This is a genomic window from Lysobacter avium, from assembly GCF_015209745.1.
GTDB classification, from domain to species: Bacteria; Pseudomonadota; Gammaproteobacteria; order Xanthomonadales; family Xanthomonadaceae; genus Novilysobacter; species Novilysobacter avium.
The window spans coordinates 501,523-523,161 of record NZ_CP063657.1 but is presented as its reverse complement, the minus strand read 5'-3'; the positions used below and the strand labels follow the sequence as shown (position 1 = coordinate 523,161).

19 protein-coding genes are annotated in these 21,639 nt (G+C 69.2%); 4 read left to right on the top strand and 15 right to left on the bottom strand.

Annotated elements, in window-relative coordinates:
* Nucleotides 1-63: 63 nt before the first annotated feature.
* The 11 genes from gspD to gspE form a co-directional block, all read right to left on the bottom strand.
* Nucleotides 64-2,319, bottom strand: coding sequence for a type II secretion system secretin GspD (gene gspD / locus INQ42_RS02300; protein ID WP_194034987.1), 2,256 nt, complete (start codon nucleotides 2,317-2,319; stop codon nucleotides 64-66).
* 28 nt (nucleotides 2,320-2,347) lie between these two features.
* Nucleotides 2,348-3,133, bottom strand: coding sequence for a general secretion pathway protein GspN (locus tag INQ42_RS02295; protein WP_194034986.1), 786 nt, complete (start codon nucleotides 3,131-3,133; stop codon nucleotides 2,348-2,350).
* Nucleotides 3,123-3,767: a type II secretion system protein GspM gene (gspM, locus tag INQ42_RS02290; RefSeq protein WP_194034985.1), complete on the bottom strand. Its 645-nt coding sequence runs from the start codon at nucleotides 3,765-3,767 to the stop codon at nucleotides 3,123-3,125. Before gspM ends, INQ42_RS02295 begins: the two co-directional genes overlap by 11 nt.
* Nucleotides 3,742-4,920 carry a PilN domain-containing protein gene (locus INQ42_RS02285; RefSeq protein ID WP_194034984.1) on the bottom strand — a complete coding sequence of 393 codons (1,179 nt, stop codon included), beginning with the start codon at nucleotides 4,918-4,920 and terminating at the stop codon, nucleotides 3,742-3,744. The genes gspM and INQ42_RS02285 overlap by 26 nt, the downstream gene beginning before the upstream one ends.
* Nucleotides 4,917-5,759: a type II secretion system minor pseudopilin gene (locus INQ42_RS02280; protein ID WP_194035710.1), complete on the bottom strand. Its 843-nt coding sequence runs from the start codon at nucleotides 5,757-5,759 to the stop codon at nucleotides 4,917-4,919. The genes INQ42_RS02285 and INQ42_RS02280 overlap by 4 nt, the downstream gene beginning before the upstream one ends.
* Nucleotides 5,760-5,833: 74 nt before the next feature.
* Nucleotides 5,834-6,541 carry a prepilin-type N-terminal cleavage/methylation domain-containing protein gene (locus tag INQ42_RS02275; protein WP_228064418.1) on the bottom strand — a complete coding sequence of 236 codons (708 nt, stop codon included), beginning with the start codon at nucleotides 6,539-6,541 and terminating at the stop codon, nucleotides 5,834-5,836.
* 26 nt (nucleotides 6,542-6,567) lie between these two features.
* Nucleotides 6,568-6,996 (bottom strand): type II secretion system protein XpsI, encoded by a 429-nt coding sequence (gene xpsI, locus INQ42_RS02270; protein WP_194034983.1) that lies wholly within the window; start codon nucleotides 6,994-6,996, stop codon nucleotides 6,568-6,570.
* Nucleotides 6,996-7,415 carry a type II secretion system protein XpsH gene (gene xpsH, locus INQ42_RS02265; RefSeq protein WP_194034982.1) on the bottom strand — a complete coding sequence of 140 codons (420 nt, stop codon included), beginning with the start codon at nucleotides 7,413-7,415 and terminating at the stop codon, nucleotides 6,996-6,998. The genes xpsI and xpsH overlap by 1 nt, the downstream gene beginning before the upstream one ends.
* 92 nt (nucleotides 7,416-7,507) lie before the next feature.
* On the bottom strand, nucleotides 7,508-7,942 hold the full coding sequence (gene gspG / locus INQ42_RS02260; protein ID WP_194034981.1) for a type II secretion system major pseudopilin GspG: 435 nt from the start codon (nucleotides 7,940-7,942) through the stop codon (nucleotides 7,508-7,510).
* A gap of 62 nt (nucleotides 7,943-8,004) precedes the next feature.
* On the bottom strand, nucleotides 8,005-9,222 hold the full coding sequence (gene xpsF, locus INQ42_RS02255; protein WP_194034980.1) for a type II secretion system protein XpsF: 1,218 nt from the start codon (nucleotides 9,220-9,222) through the stop codon (nucleotides 8,005-8,007).
* A 4-nt stretch (nucleotides 9,223-9,226) separates the two neighbouring features.
* A complete protein-coding gene (gene gspE / locus INQ42_RS02250; protein ID WP_194035708.1) occupies nucleotides 9,227-10,939 on the bottom strand; it encodes a type II secretion system ATPase GspE in 1,713 nt (570 codons plus the stop codon).
* A 186-nt stretch (nucleotides 10,940-11,125) separates the two neighbouring features.
* On the opposite strand from gspE, the gene INQ42_RS02245 reads away from it, so the two are divergent.
* Nucleotides 11,126-13,525: a serine/threonine-protein kinase gene (locus tag INQ42_RS02245; protein WP_194034979.1), complete on the top strand. Its 2,400-nt coding sequence runs from the start codon at nucleotides 11,126-11,128 to the stop codon at nucleotides 13,523-13,525.
* A 54-nt stretch (nucleotides 13,526-13,579) separates the two neighbouring features.
* Here INQ42_RS02245 and INQ42_RS02240 read toward each other — a convergent pair whose 3' ends face one another.
* The 4 genes from INQ42_RS02240 to INQ42_RS02225 all read right to left on the bottom strand — a co-directional run bounded on the left by INQ42_RS02240 (nucleotide 13,580) and on the right by INQ42_RS02225 (nucleotide 19,686).
* Nucleotides 13,580-14,203 carry an ECF-type sigma factor gene (locus INQ42_RS02240; protein ID WP_194034978.1) on the bottom strand — a complete coding sequence of 208 codons (624 nt, stop codon included), beginning with the start codon at nucleotides 14,201-14,203 and terminating at the stop codon, nucleotides 13,580-13,582.
* 154 nt (nucleotides 14,204-14,357) lie between these two features.
* A complete protein-coding gene (locus INQ42_RS02235) occupies nucleotides 14,358-15,044 on the bottom strand; it encodes a hypothetical protein (protein ID WP_194034977.1) in 687 nt (228 codons plus the stop codon).
* A 141-nt stretch (nucleotides 15,045-15,185) separates the two neighbouring features.
* Entirely contained in the window at nucleotides 15,186-19,175 is a 3,990-nt protein-coding gene (gene purL, locus INQ42_RS02230) for a phosphoribosylformylglycinamidine synthase (protein WP_194034976.1), read from the bottom strand.
* A gap of 97 nt (nucleotides 19,176-19,272) precedes the next feature.
* Nucleotides 19,273-19,686, bottom strand: a complete 414-nt coding sequence (locus INQ42_RS02225; RefSeq protein WP_194034975.1) for a DUF4124 domain-containing protein — start codon at nucleotides 19,684-19,686, stop codon at nucleotides 19,273-19,275.
* 85 nt (nucleotides 19,687-19,771) lie between these two features.
* Here INQ42_RS02225 and pssA point away from each other — a divergent pair, with 85 nt between their 5' ends.
* The 3 genes from pssA to rimI are packed head-to-tail and all read left to right on the top strand — an operon-like array spanning nucleotide 19,772 to nucleotide 21,613.
* Nucleotides 19,772-20,557 (top strand): CDP-diacylglycerol--serine O-phosphatidyltransferase, encoded by a 786-nt coding sequence (gene pssA / locus INQ42_RS02220; protein WP_194034974.1) that lies wholly within the window; start codon nucleotides 19,772-19,774, stop codon nucleotides 20,555-20,557.
* On the top strand, nucleotides 20,554-21,132 hold the full coding sequence (locus tag INQ42_RS02215; RefSeq protein ID WP_194034973.1) for a hypothetical protein: 579 nt from the start codon (nucleotides 20,554-20,556) through the stop codon (nucleotides 21,130-21,132). Before pssA ends, INQ42_RS02215 begins: the two co-directional genes overlap by 4 nt.
* A gap of 4 nt (nucleotides 21,133-21,136) precedes the next feature.
* Complete coding sequence (gene rimI / locus INQ42_RS02210) at nucleotides 21,137-21,613, top strand: ribosomal protein S18-alanine N-acetyltransferase (protein WP_194034972.1); 477 nt, start codon at nucleotides 21,137-21,139, stop codon at nucleotides 21,611-21,613.
* Nucleotides 21,614-21,639: the final 26 nt, after the last annotated feature.

Here is a 21,639-nt window from a genome sequence, read left to right as displayed (position 1 = left end):
ACGGGGCGCCTGGCAGCGTCGCAGCCGGCGGCACCGGCAACCGGGCCAGCCGGCGCGCGGGCATCACGGCCGTGCCGGCGCCCGCAGGGGCTGCAGCGCGCGGAAGCGGCGGCCGTACTCGTCGGTCAGCTCGCGCGCCTCGTTGGGGTCGCGGATGATCTTGGGTGTCAGCAGGACGATGGTCTCCTCGCGCCGCGTTACCGAGCTCTGGGTACCGAACAGGCCGCCCAGCACCGGAATCCGGTTCAGTCCGGGGAAGCCGCGCGACCCGCGCGCCGCGCTGTCGCGGATCAGGCCGGCCAGCATCACGGTGTCGCCGCTCTGGATCGCCGCCTCGGTCTTCAGCTTTCGGGTGTCGATGCGCACGTTGCCGAACCGGTCCGGCTCCCCGCCTGGCGCGCTGACCTCCTGCACGATGTCCAGGAACACCATGCCGTCCTTGGTGATGCGCGGGCGCACCGTCAGGATCACGCCCGTGTCCAGATACTGGACCTGGCTGTAGCTGGTGTCGTTGCCGAGGCCGGGATTGACCGTCACCGAGGACACCGGGATGCGGCTGCCCACGTTGAAGGTCGCCTCGGCGTTGTTGCGCACCACCACCGACGGGGTCTGCAGCATGTTGACGTCGGTCACCGAATCCAGGGCCTTGATCACCGCCGCCGCGTTGCGGCCCAGGAACGTCCATGCCAGGCCGCCGGCTGTTCCCTTTGCATCGCCGACGCTGCCCGCCAGCGTGCTCCAGGTGGTGCGACCGAGCGCGCTGGGCAGGTCGTTGTCAGTGACCGCGTTCTCGAAGAACCAGTTGACGCCGTACTCCAGCTCGCCCGACAGCTGCACTTCGACCACCTGGGCTTCGATGTGGACCTGCATCGGCATCACGTCCAGCTGGCCGATCACGTCGCGGATCGACTGCCAGGCCTGCGGGGTGGAACGCACCAGCAGGGCGTTGGTCTCCTCCACCGCCGAGACGCCGACCTTGTCGCCGCCGATCTCCAGCGACACGCTGGCGTTGCCGCTGCGGGTGCTCCCCAGGGACAGGCTTGCGCCCCCGCTGCCACCGCTGCTGCCACCCTTGTCGCCAAAGCCCATGCTGGAGCCGTCTTCGCCGGAGGTGATTTCGGCGGAATCCAGGCCAGGCATCAGGCTCGGGCCGCGATCGCCGCCGCCGCTGTCACCCCCACCGGACGAGCCGCCGAAGACTTCCGCCAGGCGGTCGGCGAGGTCACGCGCCTTGATGTACTTGAGCTGGTAGGAGTACAGCTGCACCGCACCGCCTGCGCCATCGATGCGGTCCAGCCATTGCTGGATCTCGTCCAGGTAGGCAGGCTGGGAGGTGATCACCATCACCGCATTGGTACCCTCCAGCGGCATGAACCGGAACATCCCGGCCACGGGTGACTTGCTTTCCTGGCCGAACACCTTCTCCAGGTCCTCCACCACGCGCACGGCCTTGCCCGACTGCAGCGGGTAGACGCCCACCGACATGCCCGCCAGCCAGTCGACGTCGAAGATCTCGATCGTGCGGAGGTAGTTCTGCAGCTCGGCGCGGGTGCCGCCGACGGTGATCACGTTGCGGGAGGCATCCGTGTCGACGATCGCGTTGGGCCGTGCGTAGGGCTCGAGGATCTTCTTCATCTCCTCGGCGGAGACGTAGCGCAGCGGCACGGTACGCAGTTCGAAACCGCGCGCGCTGGCAGCGCCGCCGGCGCGCGGTGCCACCGTGCCGGCGAGCGGCTGGTCCGCGGCGACGACGTTGTAGCGCCCACCGCTGTAGATCATGCGCGCGTTGTTCCAACCCAGCACCTGGTCGAGCAGGTTGATCGCCTCGGCGGCACTGACCGGTTTGGGGGTTGCGAGGGTGACGGTGCCCTGCACGCCCGGGGCGATGACGTAGTTCTGCCCCAGCATGTCGCCCAGGATGGCCTTGACCACGGCATGCAGCGATTCGCCCTCGAAGTTGAAGGTCGCCTCGCCCGTGGTGGCCGGCAGCCCCGGGGGACGTGAATTGGCGATCGTGGTGTCGATGAAGCGTCCGGTGCCACGCCGGATCTGCGGGCGGGGTCCGCCCCGGTCGGGCTCCACGTTCGACACGCTGCCCAGCGCATGCGTCTGCACGCCGTCGGCGCCCGGCCGGGTTGCCTGATCGGCGGTGCGCGGCACCGCATCGCGGCGGATGCTGGGCACCGGCGCACTGGCACACGCGGCCAGCAACGCCAGCGCCACCAGGGCGGCGACAAGCGTGCGCAGCCGCCTGCTGGCCGGCCATGGGCGACGCGGGGGTGACGTCGCGATGGAGATATCGGTGGCGTATTGCTTCATTGCGTGCACTCTATTGGAACGTCAGTGGCTACATTTCGTCTTTGCGCAGCGCCGCGCGGCGGGCTTCAATCCGCTGGCGGATCGAATCCATCTGGGCCTGCGCCGGCTCGGCTGCCTTGTTGGCGGGCTCTGCGGAGTCGGCGTCCTGTTGCGCCGGGAGCGCGTCGCTGCCCAGGCTTGCTGGATCAGGTCGACGTTCCGGCCGCGGCCTCGGGGCTGGCGGCGCGCCTTGCGCTTCCTCCGGTGCCCGTGCCGCGCGGGGATCGGCCGGCGCTGGAGCGTGTCCCGCCTCCAGCGCAGCGCTGGTCTGTTCACCGCCGTGGCCGTCGAACACCGCCAGATCCAGGTTGCGTCGCCCCTGGGGTCCGTCAAACACCGCGCCGCGTGGCGTCAGTTCCACCAGCCGCCACGCCGACTGCGCAAGCGGTTCATCCAGCTTCACTCGCACCGGGTCCCCGCCTTCCCGCCGGCGGACGATCGCCAGTCGGGTGGCCGGGGTGATCAGGACACTGGTAAGCACATAGTCGAACTCTTCGCTGGGAGTCTCCTCGTCGCCGCCTTCCAGGAAGAAAGGATGGGGACTGCGGTCACTGGCAAACAGGGGCCGATCGGCAATGGCCTGGTACTGCCCAGGCGGACCGAGCGCGGGCTGCGCGCTGACGATCTGTGGCAGCGCTATCAGCATGTCCGAATCGTCGGCGAGCATGGTGACCCGCCCGCCCATCCCGGCCACGGCCAGCAACCAGACCAGCAGCGCCCAGCCGGCAACGCCCGCCAACAACCACGTGCGGGGACCCGGATCGTCAACGCGCATCGGTCACTCCGGCAGGCGGTGGCGCCTCGAGCGGCAACAGATAGCCTTGCAGATCGAAGGACACATCCAGTCCACCGCTACCCGTCGCCTCGCGGGAACTCAGGTAGGCCGCCTGGGTCAGGATGTTGAGGTTGTCCACGAACAGTCGCGGGCTGCCGCTTTCCAACAGGTACAGCACCCGGCTCAACTCGGGCGTGCCGCAGCGCAGGCGGACCTGGGCGACCACCCGGCGATAGGATTGGCGGTTGTCGGAGTCCAGCGGCGAGCGGTTGGTGATGGCGCAACTGCGGTTGCCCGGGCTCGCCTCGGCAACGACCGTTTCCAGGCGCTGGATCAGGCTTGCCGTGGCCAGTTCCGGATTCGCCTCGGGCAGGAAGCCCGGCACGCCCTCCTGCTGTTGCCTGAGCTGGTGCAGGCGCTCGGCCACCTGGGGCGCCTGCTGCAACTGCATCCGCAGGCGCAGCTCGCGTTGCTGCAGGGACTCGATCCGCGCGTCAGCCTCGCGCATCGGCACGGTCCACCACGGATGTACCAGTACGCCGTACGCGAACGCCAGTACCAGCAGCAGCAGGCCCGCCGCCAGCCACCGGTCGCGCCGCGTTGGCGCTTCAGCGACCGGATTGTGCAGGCGCATCGGCGGCCTCCGCGGGAGCCGTGGTTGCCGCGGCAGAGGCAAGGTTGGCAGTCAGGGTGAAGCGGTCGCGACCGCTCTCGGGATCAGGCTGCAGCGCTCCGGCGAGTGCCGGCGATCGCCACTGCTCGGCGCCCTGCAGCTCGCCAATCAGCGCAGCCGCCTTCGTGCTCAGTCCGATCAGCATCAGCTGGTCGCCGTTGATGGAGAGTTTTTCCAGGTAGGTGGAGTCGGGCAGGCGGCGGCTGAGTTCATCGAGGATCTCGGTGGCCGGCGCGCGTTCCGCCCGCAGCCGGTCCAGGAAAACCTGTCCCTCCAGCAAGGCGCCCAGTCGCTGGCGTTGCACAGCGGCGCGCCGACCCGACTCCGCCTGGCTGGCGATGGTCTGCTCGAGCGCCTCCGCGGCACTGCGGCGGTTCTCCAGCAGTTGCCACATCAATGCCAGCACCGCGAGCAATGCAACGACTGCGAGCACGATGTTCCAGGTGGCCGCCGGATCCCGTCGTTGCCGGCGATCCGCCGGTGCCAGCAGGTTGACCCCGAGGGGCGCACCGTCCGCGCCGGCCACGTCGATCCCGGCCAGCTCGGACGCGAGTGGGCCCAGCGCCGTGCGCTGATCCTCCAACAGCTGCCGCGGGACCACCACCAGCTCCACATCGAGCTGCCCGTCACCTTCCCGGCGCCCACGCACGCTCGCATCGAAGGCGACGGCATCGGGGGTGAACGGTGTCTGCCGGTCGATCTCGAAACCGACGACGTCGCGCAAGCGCTCCAGGGCACTGCCGGGAAGACTCATGCGCCGTGACAGGCTGCTGGCGGCGGGCAGCATCAGCCAGCGCGGAAGCTCGGCCAGGCGTGGCCCCAGCAAGGACCCCAGCGCATCGCCATCGGCATGGGAGCGGGCGACCAGCGGCGGCAAAGGGACCCGCGCCATGTCGATCAGCGCGTCATCGCGTTGCCGGCGCAGCTGCATTTCGTCCGCGTCGACCTGGAGCAGTACGCGACCGCGGCCGAATCCCAGGGCCTGGCGCAACGCCGGCGGCAACCAGGCGGCCAGCGACCGGAACCACCACACCAGATAGCCGCCCACGCCCGGCACCGCGCGCATTCCCATGCGCCCCAGGCGGTCGCCGAAGGTGGAACCCGGCTGGCTCATCGTGGCGAAGCTCCCTCTTCCCAATGCAACGTGGTGTAGGCCGCGCCCAGACCCGTGGGGGCATTGGTCTGCACGACGGCGCGTAACAGTGACTGGCGGCCGTCTGCCAGCTGCGCGCGGCTGTCGATACTATACGTTCCGCCCGCTGCCGGACCGCCGCCCAGAGAGGGCAACGCGCCTCCCCCGACCAGCGGCAGTCCGGTCGCGGGATCGACGACGCCGCGACCGGCGACGATCCGCTCGCCGTCCATCCCCATGGCATCCAGGACCGGAGCGGTCGCGAACGCGCGGTCGGGGCGCGGCGAACGGCTGTGGACCGTTACGTGCGGGGCGATCTTCGCATACAGCGCGGGGGTGAAGCCCAACACCTGTTCCAGTTCGGCAATGCTTTCAAACTCGGCGTCCTTGGCGCCGTAGGCGCGGCCGGCGGCGGCGTAGTCGGCGTCCTCCGCGCCGCCCGCGGGCTGGCTGAGCGAATCGGGGTCGCGCCAGTCGATGATTGCCCCGGCCAGGCGCGTCGCCTCGCCCGGATCGCTGCCCAGTGCCCGCAGCAGTCCGGCCAGCAGCGTCGCATCACTCTGGTTGAGGTCGACCTTGCCACCTTCGGCAATGATCCGCACCTGCACCTGCGCACCGTGGTATTCCCACTCATAGGGGCGGCCGTCGGGCTGCCACTGCACCCGCGGATCGGGCTGGGCCAGACGATGCAGCGCGTACTCCAGCCCGGCGCGCGCGGCGGCCTGGGCGTTCATGCCGCGGGCCAGGACCTGGCCCTGCAGGTGCTCCACCCGGGCCGTCATCGCGAATGCGCCCACCAGCGCGGTGAGCAGGACGATCATCCACAGCACCAGCAGCAAGGCGGCGCCACTGCTGCGGCGTCGCGAGGATGGATGCGGATGGCGGGCGACCGGCTTCACCAGCCGCTGCCTGCATGGCCGGAGCCGACACCCAGAGCCTGCGGGATCGCCACCACCAGCGTCGGCCAGTGGCTGCCATCGGCATCGGTGAGGCTGGCCTCGACCAGTACCGGCAAGCGGTCGACCGCGGCCCAGCGGTCGGTCCACGCGTCCAGCTCGCCGGTTTCCGGATTGATTCCGCGATAGCGGAAGCGGGCTGAGCGCAGTCCGTCCACCAGGATGTCAGGGGCACGGCCACGTGGGTCCTCCACCGTTTCCCCCGCCGACACGATGTCCAGCGCGAGCACGATCCGATAGAAGCCTTCGCTGCGCTCGACCTGGAAATCATGCGAATAGGGACCGCCGCGGCCCAGGTAATCGGGCAGGTCGGCGACGAAGCGCATCCGTTCGGCCTCGCCGAGGAAGCGCTGCGGACGCTCATTGGCCTGGCCGGTGTGGAAGGCCACCGGCCGCGCCGCGCTGATGCGCCTGCGCAGGAACCCCTCCACCGCGCGCATGCGCTCGCTGCGCTCGGCCAGCGCCTCGCCGCGGGTCGCGGTCTGATTGGCCGCGGCCAGCGTCGCAAACGCCAGTGCCAGCCCGGCGGCGAGCAGCACCGTCGCCAGCATCACCTCGACCAGGGTGAAGCCGCGCCCCCTCGCCCTCGCCGGTCCCCCACGAATGATGCCGTCGCAACGGCCTGCGATCGCCAATCGCCCGCACACCCCCGCTCCTGTTTCCCCAGTGCGCCTCACTGGACACCGCCCACAGCGGTATCGGGCGGGGCCAGCCGCAAACTGCGCACCTGCAACTGCTCGCCCGGGCCAGCCGCGCCCCACTGCACGGCAATATCCAGCTCGAGCAAGCGCTGGTCTGCCGGAGACTGCGGCAGGTTGGCCAATGCCGGGTCCTGCCAGGGCGCGATCGACAGGGTCCAGCGGTAGCGCCCGTCCTCGAAATCGCCATCGCGTCGCCCGGGCTGCAGCGGTTCGGTGATGCCGACCGTGTCCAGCAGCGACTGCGCGTGCAGCGCCGCGCGTCCCGCATCCGCCGACCAGCGCACCTGCCGGGTGGCGCCGGACAGGGTCCCCAGCAGCAGGGTCAGGCCCAGCGCCAGCAACGCAAAGGCGACGATCACCTCGATCAGGGTGTATCCGCGCTGAGTTCTGGCCGGCCGCATCAATCCGCGCTCCCGGCCCGTTTCACGCTGACCTGCCCGGTCAGCCAGGCCACGTCGATGTCCCACACCGCGCCATCCCGGCTGAGCTGCACCCGGCCGCCGGTGGCGGCGCCGTCGGCGAAGAACATCACCGCGCCCTGCCCCTCGGCGGGCTGGATCTGGCGGGCACCGATGAAGCGCACATCGATCGCGGCCGGAATGGTGCCGGCGCGGCCCTTGGGCGCCTGCCAGGTTCGCGCGGCCGGATCGATCACGAAGCGCTGCGGCTCACCGGTCGCGATCGCGTGGGTACGGGTGAAACGCAACTGCGAGGCGACCTCCTTCACCGCGGCGCGCAGCTGGGTGCCTTTCATGCCGCCGCTGAAGGCCGCAGCTGCCAGCAGGCTGGCGCCGGCGATCAGGCCGATCACCAGCAGCATTTCCAGCAGCGAAATGCCCCGCTGGCGGCGGCTCGACGATGGTCCCGCGCTCCCCCCGATGCGCAGGTCCGCTGGCAGGAGCGCGCGCAATGTCAGTCGTAGTGGATGTCGCTGTCGACGCTGGTGCCGCCGACCTTGCCGTCCTTGCCCAGCACGACCAGATCGAACGGACCGCTCTCACCGGGCGTCCGGTATTCCACCGGATGGCCCCACGGGTCGTTCAACTCGGCCGGCTTGGCGTACGGCCCCAGCCAGCCGGCGGCGTTGCCCGGCGCGGTCACCAGCTCGTCCAGCGTGGCGGGCAGCCGGCCGGTGTCCATCTGGAACGCCTCGACCTTCTGCCCCAGCGTCATCACCTGGGATTTCGCCAGGTTCGCCTTGGCGCGGTCCGCGCCGCCGAGCACGCGCGAGCCGACGAAGGTGAGCACAGCGCCGATCAGCACGATCACGATGATGATCTCGATCAGGCTCATGCCGCCCTGCGAGGCGGCGGCGGGGGAACGGGTCAGGGAACGTTTGTTGCGCATTGTTGAAGGTCCTTTGGGGGAAAGAGTGCTTGCCGGTGAGCCGGCCATCGGAGGTGCGCGGGTCATCCGATCGAACTGGTGAGGTCGTACAGCGGCGTCAGCACCGCCATCACCACCACCCCGACCAGTCCAGCCAGGACGACGGTAACAATCGGCACCAGCGCCGCGAGCATGCGGTCCAGGGCGACCGAGGTCTGGTGCTCGAAGGTCTCGGCGGTCTTGACCAGCATGGTATCCAGCGCGCCGGATTCCTCGCCGACCTGGATCATCTGCAGCGCCAGGCGCGGGAATCGCTTGCCACGCGCGAGCGCAGTGGACAGGGCAACGCCATTCTTGACCTCGTCGCTGGCAGTCGCGACATCCGCGGCCAGCACGCGATTGCCCAGCACCTTCTGGCCGATCCCCAGCGCGGCCATCAAGGGCACCCCGTTGCGCACCAGCGTACCCAGCGTACGGGCCAGCCGCGCGGTCTCGACCTTGGCGACCAGGTCGCCGAAGAAACGCCGGCGCAGCAGCCAGCCGTCCAGCTTCGCGCGGAATGCCGGATCCCGGCGCTTGCGATCAAACACCAGCAACGCCACTGCCGGAATCACCACCAGCATGATCCACCAGTCGCGCACGAACAGGCCGACCCCAAGCACGATCTTGGTGAAGCCCGGCAGCGGCGCGTCCAGGCTCTCGTACATCTGGGCGAACTGGGGCACCACGTAGCCGAGCAGGAACAGCAGACTGAGTCCGACCATCACCAGCAGGATCGCCGGGTAGATCAACGCGTTGATGACCCGCGACTGCATCGCCCGCGAGCGCTCCAGGTAGTCGGCCAGGCGCGACAGCGTCTCGTGCATGCTGCCGCCCGCCTCGCCGGCGCGCACCATGTTGACGTACAGCCGCGAAAACGTGCCGTGCTGGCGTTCCAGCGCGGTCGACAGCGACGCGCCGCCGCGCACCGCGTCACGCACGTCGCTGACCACCCGCCGCGCGGTCTCGTCTTCTGGCAGCTCCAGCAGGATCGTCAGCGCGCGGTCCAGCGGCTGGCCGGCGCCAAGCAGGGTCGCCAGTTGCTGGGTGAACTGGACCAGGCGCTCGCCGGCAAACGGACGCGGCTTGAACAGCGTCCGCCACGCCGGCAGGCCGCTGCCTTCACTGGCCAGGCGTGCCTCCACCGGCAGATGGCCCTGCTCCTGCAGGCGCGCCGCGACCTCGGTGCCGCTGGCGGCCTCCATCTGGCCGTCGAGCATCTCGCCGCGCGCGTTGATCGCCTTGTAGCTGTAGATAGCCATCGGCTCAGGCGTCCTCGGTGACCCGCAGGACTTCCTCGATCGTGGTCATTCCCGCCAGTGCCTTGAGGATGCCGTCCTCGTACATCGTGCGCATGCCGCCGTCGCGGGCAATGCGCTCGATCTCGCCCATGCCGGCATGGCGCATCACCGCGCTGCGCAGGGCATCGTTGATGACCATGAATTCCATGATCGTCGTGCGTCCCTGATACCCGGTCGGCGCCAGTGCGGACGGCTTGGGGCGGTACAGCAGGATCTCGCCCTCGGGCTGGTAGCGGCGTAGCTCGAAGCGCTCGATCTCCTCGGCCGTGGCGGGGACGCGCTCGGCGTGGGTCGGCTCCAGCCGCCGCACCAGGCGTTGGGCGAGGATGCCGTTGATGGTGGAGGTCAGCAGGTAGTCCTCCACCCCCATGTCCAGCAGGCGGGTGATGCCGCCGGCGGCGTTGTTGGTGTGCAGCGTGCTCAGCACCAGATGGCCGGTCAGTGCGGACTGGATCGCGATGCGCGCGGTTTCCAGGTCACGCATCTCGCCGATCATGATGATGTCCGGATCCTGGCGCACGATCGAGCGCAACGCGTGCGAGAAGTCCAGACCGATCTGCGGCTTGGCCTGGATCTGGTTGATGCCTTCGATCTGGTACTCGACCGGGTCCTCGACGGTGATGATCTTCACGTCGGGCGTGTTGAGTTTGCTCAGCGCGGTGTACAGCGTGGTGGTCTTGCCCGAGCCGGTCGGCCCGGTCACCAGCAGGATCCCGTGCGGCTGCTGCAACACGTGTTCGAACTGCGGCAGGAATTCATCTGTGAAGCCCAGCCGGTGGAAATCCAGCACCACCGATTCGCGGTCCAGCAGGCGCATCACCACCGATTCACCGTGCGCGGTCGGCACGGTACTCACGCGCAAATCCAGCTCGCGACCCTGCACCCGCAGCATGATCCGCCCGTCCTGCGGCAGCCGTCGCTCGGCGATGTTGAGCTTGGCCATGATCTTGATCCGGCTGATCACCGCCGCGGTCAGGTTGACCGGCGGGCTCTCGCCATCGATCAGCACCCCATCGACGCGGTAGCGCACCTTGAGCCGGTTCTCGAACGGCTCGATGTGGATGTCGGAGGCCCGCAGCTCTACCGCGCGCTGGATCACCAGGTTGACCAGACGGATCACCGGCGCCTCGGAGGCGAGGTCGCGCAGGTGCTCCACGTCGTCCAGGTCAACGCCGCTCTCGCCCTCGGCGGTCTCGATGATGGTGCCCATCGCGCTGCGGCCCTGGCCATGCCAGCGCTCGATCAGCTCATCGATCTCCGAGCGCAGGGCGACGCTGGCGCGAACCTCGCGGCCGGTCGCCAGGCGCACCGCATCCAGGGTGTAGGGATCCTGCGGGTCCGCCGCGAGCACCTCGACCGCGTCCGCGGTTTCCGCCACCGGGCAGATCGCGAACTGCTTCATGAACTTGGTGGTCAGCGCGACACCCTCGGGCGGTAGCTCGGGCACGTCCCTGGCACTGACCAGGGGCAACTGCAGGACCTCGGCCACGGTCTCGGCGTGGTCGCGCTCGGAGACCAGGCCCAGCCGGGCCAGCAGCGCCAGCAGGCTGCCACCGGTCTCCGCGTGCAGCCGTCGCGCGCGCACAAGATCGACGTCCTTCAGCCGTCCCTTGGCAAGCAGCGAATCGACCAGTGGGGCATCGACCCCGCGGTCCAGGTCATCAACCCGGGCAATGATTCCAGCAGTTTCCACGTGGGGTCCCTGTCGCCTCGAACGCTCGACTTTATCAGCTGCACGCGGCTGCGGACTGCGGCCGGGCGTCGCCTTTGGCTATGATCGGAACCACTCGGGGGAGAGCGGAACGCAGGTCCGGGGACCGGCACCGCTATGCGTACCCCCATCAGGGAAACGGGGAAGGGTTCGATGCAGGACGCAAAGCGGATGCAACGCGTGTGGGAGCTGTTCGACCTGGTTGTCGAACTGGCACCGGAAGCCCGTGCCAGCCAATTGGGGGAATTGGAACCCGATGCGGCAATCCGCGCCCAGGTGGAGGCGCTGCTGCACGACGCGGACACCCACACCGTCGACGCTGACGCGTTACGCGCGCCCCTGCCCCCGCTGCTGGCGCCGGGAACCCGCGTGGGGCGCTGGGAGATCGACGAGCTGCTCGGTCGTGGCGGCATGGGCGAGGTCTACATGGCCCACCGCTTTGGCGAGGACTTTGACCAGCGCGCCGCACTCAAGCTGTTGATGCGAATGGAGTCGGCGGAGGACCGTGCCGGCTTCGTCGCCGAACGCCAGATCCTCGCGGGGCTGGAGCATCCCGGCATCGCCCATCTGCTCGACGGTGGCGAATTCAAGGGTGTCCCTTTCGCGGTAATGGAGTACGTGGAAGGGGTGCCCCTGACACGGGTCGCGGGACTGGGACTGACGGACAAGCTGGCGCTGGTCCTGCAGGCCTGCGAGGCGGTCGGCCACGCCCATCAGCACCTGGTCATCCACCGCGACCTCAAGCCGGGCAACATGCTGGTAACGCCCGAGGGGCGGCTGAAGCTGCTGGATTTCGGCATCGCCAAGCACCTGGCACCGGCCCGCGAGCGCGATGGCGAGGTCACTCCCTCCGCCCACGCCTCGCCCGATTACTGCGCGCCCGAGCAACTCACCGGCGCTCCGGTCTCCACTGCAACCGATGTCTATTCGCTGGGCGTGATCCTCCATGAGCTGCTGACCGGCGAACGCCCCTGGCAGCTGACAGGCGCGCCGCAGATCCGCGCCCTTGAACGGCTCTCCCTGCCGGCGCCACAAGCGCCGAGCACCCGGGTCGACGGTGCGCTGCGCAAATCGCTGCGCGGCGATCTGGATGCGATCGTGCTGAAAGCGCTGCAGGTCGATCCGGCGCAGCGCTACCGCACGGTGGACGAGCTGGCCTCGGACATGCGAGCACATCTGGCGCAGCACCCGGTGGCCGCGAGGAACCAGACGCTCCGCTACCGGATGGGCTGCCGGATCCGCCGCCACCGCGTCGCCTACGCGCTGGCCGCGGCCGTGTTCGCCAGTCTCGCGCTGGGTCTCGTGGGGGTCGCGTGGCAGGGCCGCCAGGCCACCATCGAGCGCGACCACGCGCGCCGCGAAGCGGTGCGCAACAACGCCGTGCGCCAGTACCTGACGCTGATGTTCCGCTCCGCCAGCGGCACCCAGGAGCATGAGGAAGTCACCGCCAAGTCGGTGCTCGATCGCGCCGCCGAGCGCGTCCACGAGGAGTTCGCCGACGATCCGGAAAGTTACGCGGACGTCGCTTTGGCCCTGGCCGAGCTGTACTTCCAGATCAACGACTACACCGGCGCACGCCCGCTGCTGGTGCGCCTGCTGCGCGACGATGCCGGTGTCGCCGAGCACGTGCGCGCGATGGCGATGCACGACCTGGCGCAGGTCAGCTTCCGCGAGAGCCAGACTGCCCAGGCGCGCGACCTGCTCGACCAGGCGCAGACGTTCTGGAAGGCCGGACCCGACAGGTTCCGCGCGGAGTTGCTGGACAGCCGTCTGCTGCAATCGCAGATCGAAAGGGCACAGGGGGATGCCGAGCTTGCCCTGCGCACGTTGGAGGAGGCGCTCCCTGAACGCGTCGAACTGTCGGGCCTGCAGCACCGTGACACCGCGGTGCTGATCAACAACCTCGGTCTGGCGTATTACCAGCTGGGACGGCTGGACGACGCGATCGTCCAGTTGAAGCACGCACACGCCATCTGGCAGACGCTCGGCCAGGAAAACAGTTCCGACGCACTCAATACGCTGAACAACTGGGCCAGTGCCGCCGTGCAATCGGGCCGCCGCGAAGAGGCTGCGGAAATCTTCTACCGCGCGCTGGAGTTGCGTCGCAAGCTCTACGGGCCGTCCGGTGCGCTGGCAGCCCTGATGAACAACCTGGGCAAGACACTCGTCCAGTTGGGTCGCCACGACGAGGCCGTCCCTCTGCTGCGCGAAGCGATTGCGATGGGACGCGAGCATGCGGGCGGCGAGACCGGCACGATCGCGCTGGCCGCGGGCCTGGGGCTGGTCGATGCGATGGTCGGGCGCGGCGAGATCGCGGAGGCGCGCGCCAAGCTCGACAGCCTGGGACCCTCGATCATGGAGACCTTCGGCACGGAGCATCCGTTCGCGGCGATGCTCGAGATCTCCCGCGCACGGGTCGAGCACGGCGAGGGAAGCGCCGAGCGGGCGACCGCCGCTCTCAAGCTGGCGCGGGAGCGCTTGCAGGCGATGGGCCCGGCCGGTGCCGCCCACCTGGCGCAGCTGGACGCGCTCCAGCAGCAATGGCGCGAATGAGCGCGGACACGAAGCTCGCTGCAGACGCCTCTTGCCGCAACCGCCTCCATCGGCTCAGGACGTCGCGCCCTCGTCCGCCGGATCGGTTACGCCGCGGTAGTCTCCCAATTCCTTTTGCAGCCACGCGCGCGCCTTGATCCAGTCCCGGCGCACGGTGCGCTCGGTGACGCCGAGGATGTCGGCGGTTTCCACTTCGGTGTAGCCCGCGAAATACCGGCACTCGACCACCCTGGCCATGCGCGGCTCGATCGCCGCCAGCTGCTCGACCGCATCGCCCACCACTACGCGCGTTTCCGACTCGGTAACCATCAGCGCTTGCTGCGCCTGCGTGTAGTTGTCGGGATCATCCAGTGAGATGGGGGTCCGGCCCTCCCCCCGGCACAGTCGCAATCGGGATCGCGCCTCATCGACCATTACGTGGCGCATTGCCACCGCGGCAGATGCCAGGAAGTGCCGATGCGACTTCCACGGCCCGACGCTGGCCATCTTCAGGTAGGCCTCATGGATCAAGGCGGTCGTCTGCAGCGCGCTGCCCGACGAGCGGGCACGTATGCCCCGCGCCGCCCGGCGCAGGTCCGGATACAACAGCGGCGCCAGTTCGGCGGCGCCCGCACCGGCCATGTCCGGCTCAAGCTCATCGTCCGTTCCGGGTCGACCCGGTCCGCTCCCCTTCTCCATCCCGGAGTCCCTCCTCGCAAATGCGCGACAGATACCTGTGTCGCCTTCCCTTGGGCCGGAGGATACACCGCTGTCGCGCACGCGGCCCAAGGGTGGGCTCGGGAGGGAGGAAACGCCGCGCGTCATCGGCGGTCACGCGGTGGCCCGGGACGGTTCAGCGGCGCCTGTGCTCGTCCATCCAGACCGATGCCAGCGTCTGCGCCCCATGACGGCGCTGCGGCAGCGTGGCCTGCCACCATTGCGTGCGCGCGTCGATGGCGTTCGCCGGCTGCCCGGGCGATGTCGCCAGCTCCATCGCCGGGCCGAAATAGGCGTTGAGGGTGAAATAGACCCGGTCATTGAGGACGTGCAGGTCGCTGTTGACGGTGTCGAACCGGGCCTGGTCGCCGACATCATCCACATCCTCGAAGGGCCCGACGTCCCGGGACGATGACCCGGTGCCCCGGCCAGACGTCACGTCCTCGAACGCCGCCCGCGCGTGCCGCTCATCCGGTTCCACGGCAGTGACGTGGACGGTGACATCCAGCAGTTCGTCCCCGCCCTCCCAGCGATAGACGCACAGCGACGACATCGAGGACTGCTCGATCAGCGCGGGATCGATGGAGAAAGCGGCAGACACCATATCCCTTGTCACCACCGTGCAGGGTGCGCTGCGCAGGTCATCTGCGGGCTGCAGCAGCGCGGCTTCGGGAACTGCAGCGCCGTGATCGGCCGCGCAGCCGGCCAGTGCCGCCAGCACCAGGGCCATCACGCCCACAACTGCGTGCGCGTTGGCGACCCCGGCGCCAAACCTGGGGCCGCGGCGGCCTCCTTTTCCCAACGCCTGCATCACGACCCCCATCGAAATGCCTCCGCGCAACCCTGGCCGGTGAGTGGCCGTTGCTTGCAGGGGTGTACGTCGTCGGGGAGCCGCTCCGGACAATCGGGCAAAAGCGCGGAAAAAAGACGGGGCGGGGCGGAGTGCCCGCCCCGTCCTGGAAACTCAGCCGGTGAACGCGCGCGCGTTGCGGAACATCCGCAGCCACGGCGAATCCTCGCTCCACTCCGAGGGGGCCCAACTCAGGTTGGCGGTGCGCAGGGTGCGCTCGGGATGCGGCATCAGGATCGTCGCCCGGCCATCGGTACTGGTCACCGCGGCGATCGCATCGGTCGAGCCGTTCGGGTTGGCCGGATAATCCACCGCCGGCTGTCCACCCGCGGCGACATAGCGCGCAACCGGGTGCGCCGCCGTCTGGTCGGCCGGATCGGCGAACGCCGCGCGGCCCTCGCCGTGCGAGACCACCACGGGAATCCGCGAGCCGGCCATGCCGGCCATGAAGATCGACGGCGAGACGGCGATCTCCAGCAGGCTGAGGCGGGCCTCGAACTGCTCGCTGCGGTTGCGCAGGAACCGCGGCCAATGGCCCGCTCCCGGGATGATCGAGCCCAACTGGCTCAGCATCTGGCAGCCGTTGCAGATTCCCAGGGTGAACGTGTCCTCGCGCTGGAAGAATGCGGAAAAACCGTCATGCAAGGCCGCGTGCTCCAGGATCGAGGTGGCCCATCCGCGGCCCGCGCCGAGCACGTCGCCGTAGCTGAAACCGCCGCCGGCGGCGAGGCCCTTGAATCCGTCCAGCGCGAGCCGGCCGCTGATCAGGTCGCTCATGTGCACGTCGACGGCCTCGAAACCGGCGCGGTCGAACGCCGCGGCCATCTCGATCTGGCCGTTGACGCCCTGCTCGCGCAGGATTGCCACCCGCGGCCTGCGCTGAACGTGCACGAAGGCGCCGGCCACATCCTCGGCCGGATCGAAGGACAGCTTCGGTGACAGGCCGGGCGCATTGAAATCGCGCATCGCCGCGCGTTCCTGGTCGGCGCACTCGGGGTTGTCGCGGAGCTTCTGCATCGCGTGGGTGGTCGACCACCAGGCATCGAACAGTTCGTCCCACGCCCACTGCGCCAGCAACTCGCCGCCGCCGTGCACGCGGATGCCCGCCGCGGTGCTTGGCCGCGCGATGCGCTGGGCGCAATCGACCAGTCCGTGGCTGGCCAGCAGGTCGGCGAACTCGACGCGGTCGTGCGCGTTGACCTGCACGACCGCGCCCAGTTCTTCGTTGAACAGCGTCCGGAACGCGTCCTCGCCCCAGCCGTCCAAGTTGATGTCCAGGCCGGTGTGCGAGCAGAACGCCATCTCGCACAGGGTGGCGAACGCACCGCCGTCGGAACGGTCGTGGTAGGCCTGCAGCAGGCCGGCGGCGCGAGCGTCGCGGATCAGTTCGAAGAAGGCGCGCAGGCGCTCCGGATCGTCCAGGTCCGGCACGCCCGAGGTCCGGCGGCCGTCCTCGGACGACTGCCCGGCAAACGCCGGCAGCGCGCTGCCGCCGGCCGTGGCGTGCGGATGGACCTGCGCCAGCACCGAACCGCCCATGCGCTGCTTGCCTGCGCCCAGACCGATGAGCCACAGCTCGGAGTCCTGGCCGGAGCTCAGCAGCGGCGTCAACTGGCGGCGTACGTCGGTGACCGGCGCAAACGCGCTGACCACCAGCGACACCGGCGATACGGACTTATGCGACGTACCGTCCGCGTCCCATTGCGCCTGCATTGAGAGCGAGTCCTTGCCGACCGGAATGCTCAACTCGATCTGCGGGCACAGCTCCATGCCCATCGCCTTGACGGCATCGAACAGCAGGGCGTCTTCGCCGTCGTGACCGGCGGCGGCCATCCAGTTGGCGGACAGCTTGATCCGGTCCAGCGATTCCACCGGCGCCGCGCACAGGTTGGTAATCGCCTCGCCAACGGCCATGCGCGCGGACGCCGCGGCGTCCAGCAATGCCAGCGGGGTGCGCTCGCCGATCGCCATGGCCTCACCGGCAAAGCCGCTGAAACCGGCAAACGTGATCGCGCAATCGGCCACCGGCACCTGCCACGGGCCGACCATCTGGTCGCGCGCGGTCAGGCCGCCAACGCTGCGGTCGCCGATGGTGATCAGGAACTGCTTGGCCGCAACCACCGGGTGGGCGAGCACGCGCAGGGCGGCGTCGCGCAGGTCCAGGCCGTCCCAGGCCAGCGATGGCCAGGCCGGCGCGGCGGGGCGGCGGGTGTCGCGATGCATCTTGGGCGCCTTGCCGAACAGCACGTCCATCGGCAGGTCGATCGGGTGGCCGGCAGCGTTCGCCGCAACCCGGGCATCCGCAGCGGCCGTGGCGCCGTCCGCGCCGTAGATGGTGTCGACCGTCACCCCGTAGCCCACCACCAGCCGCTCATTGGCGGTCGCATGGCCGACCACGGCGAACGGGCAGCGCTCGCGCTCGCAGATCGCCGCAAACTCGGCCACGCGGTCGGCGGCGATGCCGAGCACGTAGCGCTCCTGGGATTCGTTGCACCACAGCTGCATCGGCGACAGGGACGGGTCGTCGCTGGGCACCTTGGCCAGGTCGATGACCCCGCCCAGGCGGGAGTCGTGCAGCAGCTCGGGGATCGCGTTGGAGAGGCCACCTGCGCCGACATCGTGTGCCGTGTCGATCGGGTTGTCCGCGCCGAGCGCCACGCAGCTGTCGATGACTTCCTGGCAGCGCCGTTCCATCTCCGGGTTGTCGCGCTGGACGCTGGCAAAGTCCACTGCCTCGTCGCTGTCGCCGGAGGCCACCGAACTGGCGGCACCGCCGCCAAGGCCGATCAGCATCGACGGCCCGCCCAGTACCACCACCGCATGCCCGGGCTTGAGGCCGAGCTTCTCGACCTGGATGCGGTCCATCGCGCCCAGGCCGCCGGCGAGCATGATCGGCTTGTCGTAGGCGCGCGTCAGCGTCGTCGCGTCGGTGGCGGCATCGGCCAGTTCGAAGCTGCGGAAGTAGCCGGTCAGATTGGCGCGGCCGAATTCGTTGTTGAACGCCGCCGCGCCCAGCGGGCCGTCGAGCATGATCTCCAGCGCACTGGCCATACGCGGGTTGAGTGCGCGCTCGCCTTCCCACGGCTGCGGCAAGGTCGGGATGCGCAGGTGCGAGACGGTAAAACCGCACAGGCCGGCCTTGGGCTTGCCGCCGCGGCCGGTGGCGCCCTCGTCGCGGATCTCGCCGCCTGCCCCGGTCGCAGCGCCGGCAAAGGGCGAGATCGCCGTGGGGTGGTTGTGGGTCTCGACCTTGATGCAGAACGCGGAATCCACCACCGCCTCGAGGCGATAGGCAGCGCTGATCGGATCGGGCCGGAAGCGCTGGCTGGGGTAGCCCGCCACCACGGCCGCGTTGTCGCTGTACGCCGACAGGGTGTGCTGCGGCGTGGTCGCGTGGGTGTGCTTGATCATCCCGAACAGCGAGATCGGCTGGTCGATGCCATCGATCGTCCAACTGGCGTTGAAGATCTTGTGCCGGCAGTGCTCCGAGTTCGCCTGGGCGAACATCATCAGCTCGACGTCGGATGGCGCGCGGCCCAGCTCCGCATAACGCTCGCGCAGGTAGGCGATCTCGTCATCGGCCAGGGCCAGGCCGAGACGGCTGTTGGCGGCCTCCAGCCCGTCCAGCTCGATCCGTTCCAGCGCGACCTTCTGCGGAACCTCGAACAGCGCCAGCGCCGCCTCCCGGGAGGACAGCAGCGACTGGGTCATCGGGTCGTGCAGCTCGGCGGCGAGCCGCTCGCAGACCGCGGGATCCTCCGGCCAGCCGGCCAGGTCGAAGCGGGTGCCGTGCTCGACGCGATACACCGGCAGCCCGGCATCACGAACCAGCTCGGTCGCCTTGCTCGCCCACGGCGACAGGGTTCCCAGGCGCGGCGTGACGAAGCGCGACACCGCCTCGTCCTGGCGGGCCGCAAATTCCGGCCCCGCCTGAAGGATCCGGCCCAGAACGGGTCCATCCACCTGTGCGCCCCGGTCGGGCTTGACCCAGTACACCGGCCAGGCGCCCAGCAGGCGCACGTCGGGGTGGTGGCTCTGCAGCCGGGCTTGGAGACGTTCGCGTCGGAACGCAGACAGGGCGGAGGCGCCCTCGAGCACGATCATGTGCGGAAAACCACAGGTCGACGGGCCGACCATTGTAAGTCAGCCCGTGCAGGCGCGCGCGGCCGGGCGAAGCTCGGGCGAGGCCTGTGGGAGCTTGTTACTGGTCGGAAGCGCCGTTGCAGTAGGCGTTGATCGCTGCCTGGGCCAGTTGCTTCTGCGCTTCGCGCTGTTCTGCGTTCATGGCGGTGCCATCGCCATTGCCATCACTGCCCTGCATCTGGATCGGGCCGTCGCCCTCAAGCAGCGCCAGGTTGGCGCGCGCGGTAGTGCACTGGGCGTTCTCCGCCGGCGCCTGCGCGGCGGCTTCGCTGGCGGTGCCCGCGCCCGCGTCGGTGATACGCCGATTCTGGTATTTGCCGTTGGGCGGCGGCGCATCGGAGTAATGGGTGACCCCGCTGGCATCCTTCCACTGGAACAGCTCACCGGCCGAGAGCGGCAACGCCACCATCAGGAAGGCGAGGCACAGGCAGGCCGCGAGACGACGTACAGGCAGAGCAGGCAGACCGGTCATGAGAGCTTCCATTGCGGTGTTGGGGGATGGCATTGCCATGATTGCAGCATCCCGCCGCAACGCAAGCAAGCGCTAGACTGCTGAAATGGAACCTACGCAACCGATTACCCCCCCGCCACGCCAGCGCCCCCGCGGTATCTACCTGTTGCCCAACCTGTTCACCACGGGCGGCCTGTTTGCCGGCTTTTACGCCATCATCTCCGCGACCCAGGGGCATTTCGACAATGCCTGCATCGCGATTTTCGTCGCCGCCATCCTCGATGGGCTGGACGGCCGGGTGGCGCGTCTGACCAACACCCAGAGCGAATTCGGCGTGCAATACGACTCACTGGCCGACCTGATCAGCTTCGGCCTGGCCCCGGCGCTGGTGATGTATCACTGGTCGCTGGCCTCCATGTCGCTGGACGGCGTCACCGCGCGCAAGATCGGCTGGGTGGCGGCGTTCCTGTATGCCGCCTGCGCAGCGCTGCGGCTGGCGCGGTTCAACTCCCAGGTCGGCCAGGTCGACAAGCGCTGGTTCATCGGCCTGGCCAGCCCGGCTGCCGCCGGTCTGCTCGCAAGCTTCGTCTGGACCTGTTTCGCGATGGGCTACTCGGGGGTCGAACTGCGCTATCTGGCCGTGTTCGCCACCGTCGTCGCGGCGTTGCTGATGGTCAGTCCGATCCGCTACTTCAGCTTCAAGGGTGGCGGACCCAAGCACGACCGCCTGCCGTTCCTTTCCGTGCTGGTGGTGGTCGCGGTGGTGGCGGCCATCGCCATTGATCCGCCGCGGGTGCTGCTCGCGATCATCGCGCTGTACGCGATGTCGGGCCCGGTACACGCCATCTACCGGCGCGCGCGCCGAACGCCGGTGGAAGCGACGACGCCATGAGCCTGTGGACGTTCCAGCAACACGAATGGCTGCACGCACTCGGGCATCCGGTTTTACTGCTGGCCGGTGATCCTTCGCTGCAGGCGCAGCCAGCGACGCTGGATGAGAAGAAGCTCGCCGCTGCGTCCAGCGCAGCGGGGGGCGAAGTGGCGCAGCAATCCAGCAGAGGGAAACCGACGGCCAGAACGCCACCCAATGCACTTCGCGACCGGGCGGACACCAGGCCGGAGCACTCTTCGCGCCCGGCCCCAGCAACACCGCTCATGGAACCGGGCGAGACGTCTGAAGTGGCTGCCGGTGCTCCGGCAGCCGGAGCCTCGCGCACGGATGCGGCTGCGAAGAAAGCCGCGCTGGAAGCCGCCCGCGGCGCGCGGCGCGCAGCGCGCCCGACGCTGCTGCCCAGCGACGACCCACTCGTGCTGGCGATCCTCCGCGCCAGCGGCATGGAGGCACCTGTGTTCGAGGTCGCAGCGCAGGCCTGGCGGATCGACCTGGTCCGCCTGCGCGCCGAACCTGCGACCAAGCGCTCGTTGTGGCAGCAGATGCGCAAGGCGCGCCGCAACCGCAACGGGTGAGCGCATGGCTGCCGAACCTTCCCTGCAACCACTGCCCCACCGGCCGATGCGCCCGGAGGACCTGGCTGCGGTGCACGCGCTGGAAGTGCGCGCCTACGAATTTCCGTGGACCCAGGGCATCTTCCGTGACTGCCTGGCCTCGGACTACCCGGCCCGGGTGGTCGAACGCGACGGCGCCATCGTCGGCTACTTCCTGCTCAGCATCGCCGCCGGCGAGGCGCACATCCTCAACATCTGCATCGCCCCCGAGCTGCAGGGCCAAGGCCACGGCCGCGCACTGCTGCACGTGCTGCTGCAGATCGCGCGGGCGCGTCGCGTACAACGCATCTTCCTGGAGGTGCGGCCGAGCAATCCACACGCGATTGCGCTGTACCACGACGAGGGTTTCAACGAGATCGGCCGCCGGCCGCGATATTACCCGGCGCGCAAGGGCCGCGAGGATGCCCTGGTGATGGCACTGGAACTGTTCAACGACGACTGATCGGCGTCTTCTGCACGGCCAGCCGC